The sequence below is a fragment of the Aeromonas sp. QDB18 genome, from assembly GCF_027705325.1.
Taxonomy (GTDB): Bacteria; Pseudomonadota; Gammaproteobacteria; order Enterobacterales; family Aeromonadaceae; genus Aeromonas; species Aeromonas caviae.
In genome coordinates, this window is sequence record NZ_JAPDBQ010000286.1 from 1 (window position 1) to 1,309 (window position 1,309).

Annotated in this window: 2 protein-coding genes; one reads left to right on the forward strand and one right to left on the reverse strand. The window is 53.6% G+C overall.

The features are described 5' to 3' along the window. Positions 1–60: 60 nt before the first annotated feature. Positions 61–819: a hypothetical protein gene (locus tag OKC30_RS20885; RefSeq protein ID WP_270809814.1), complete on the reverse strand. Its 759-nt coding sequence runs from the start codon at positions 817–819 to the stop codon at positions 61–63. 162 nt (positions 820–981) lie between these two features. On the opposite strand from OKC30_RS20885, the gene OKC30_RS20890 reads away from it, so the two are divergent. Continuing rightward, the gene (locus OKC30_RS20890; RefSeq protein WP_005323888.1) at positions 982–1,242 is read left to right on the forward strand and encodes a hypothetical protein; all 261 of its coding nucleotides are present in this window, start codon (positions 982–984) and stop codon (positions 1,240–1,242) included. The last annotated feature ends 67 nt before the right edge of the window (positions 1,243–1,309 follow it).

Below are 1,309 nucleotides of genomic sequence, written 5' to 3' on the forward strand. Positions count from 1 at the left end.
AGAGTATAAGATCACACCCAGATCGGTCGGTCAAATCCTCTTAACATTGCTTCAAAACGTTCACGATCTCGCCCTGCTTAGTTGGTCGGGAACCGTTTTACCTAGGAATATTGACGAGGTTTGAATGGCTGATCGCAGTGCTGAGTAGCGTAGATGGGGAGCATCTTCACTCTTGCTCTTGGCAAGAGCGGATTGAATTACCGGGGCAATCAAGATTAACGAAAAAAAGGCGATCAAGCGGCGGCTGTCGCTTTTTGGCATGGTGGCATGACGTAGTAGCACAATAGGTAACAAAGAGAGCAGAGCGATCAGCAGCGGTAATAGCAAGCTGGGTAGCATGGTGATACCGGTGCGATAGACCTCAGAAAACTCTTCGAAAAAGAGCAAAATTTCGGTTGGTGAGAGCCAGGAGTGATAGATCCCGAGGTGGGCGAGTTGGCTGAAAATGAAGTAGAAAAACAGCGCTGCTGTGATGATGTTGAACCCGCGACTGCGTACCCGCAGGGCGATAAAATAGAAGATAGCGCAGATAAACAGCCCTTCCCCTTTGTTGAAATGGGTTCCAAGGTTCAGGTAGGCGCGATAGCTCGCCTCTAGCAGTAGTGGCAAGGTAGCGGCCAACAGGGGCAGCAGGGCAAATATGGCCCATCGACGAATATGTGGCTTGTTCCAAAAAGTGCGGTTCATGGTCTTAGTTCCTGTTGGCATTTCATTACGATTTGCGACCTTCCCTTGGCCATTGAGGTTGAAGCTTTCCAGATAGGCTGTATCGATTGGGTGAGCGGAGGCTTGCGAACAACTCGATAATTTGGGCATCACGGGCGCATCCAGCGCCGTGCACGATACACCATTACCGCGCATAAGGGGGGCTTATGGTAAATCCAAGCCCCTTTTTGCTGCCTATCAGCCTGCAAGATGGCTTGTTTTGCAGGGCGTTATCTCCCATTCTGCGCCGCACTATCCCTTGTGTCGGAGCATTCCATGAAAACCATCACTCATCCCACCCTGGTGCAACTGGTGGCGGCCGGTGCTGTGCGCGTCGTTGTCGCGGTCGGACAACCTGGCGGCTGGACCCTGCTGGTGCGCTACGGCCTGGCCGAACGCGCCCTGGCCGCCCAACGTAGCAAGCAACTCAGGGTCTTTCGCAAGCTCGATACCCTGGTGCTCTACCTGCAGCAGATCGGGGTCAGCCGATTCGAGGTTGATGCTGCAAAATTCATGGTTGCCCCGAGACCATCTTAAATGCGAAAGGGGACTCCCTCCGACGTAGGTGGGAGGGGAATTTCGCCGGGGCGTCAGCCCCGCTGGT

What these genes read in the sequence shown, in the direction of transcription:
- OKC30_RS20890 (WP_005323888.1), top strand. Translation starts at nt 982, where the DNA reads ATGAAAACCATCACTCATCCCACCCTGGTGCAACTGGTGGCGGCCGGT.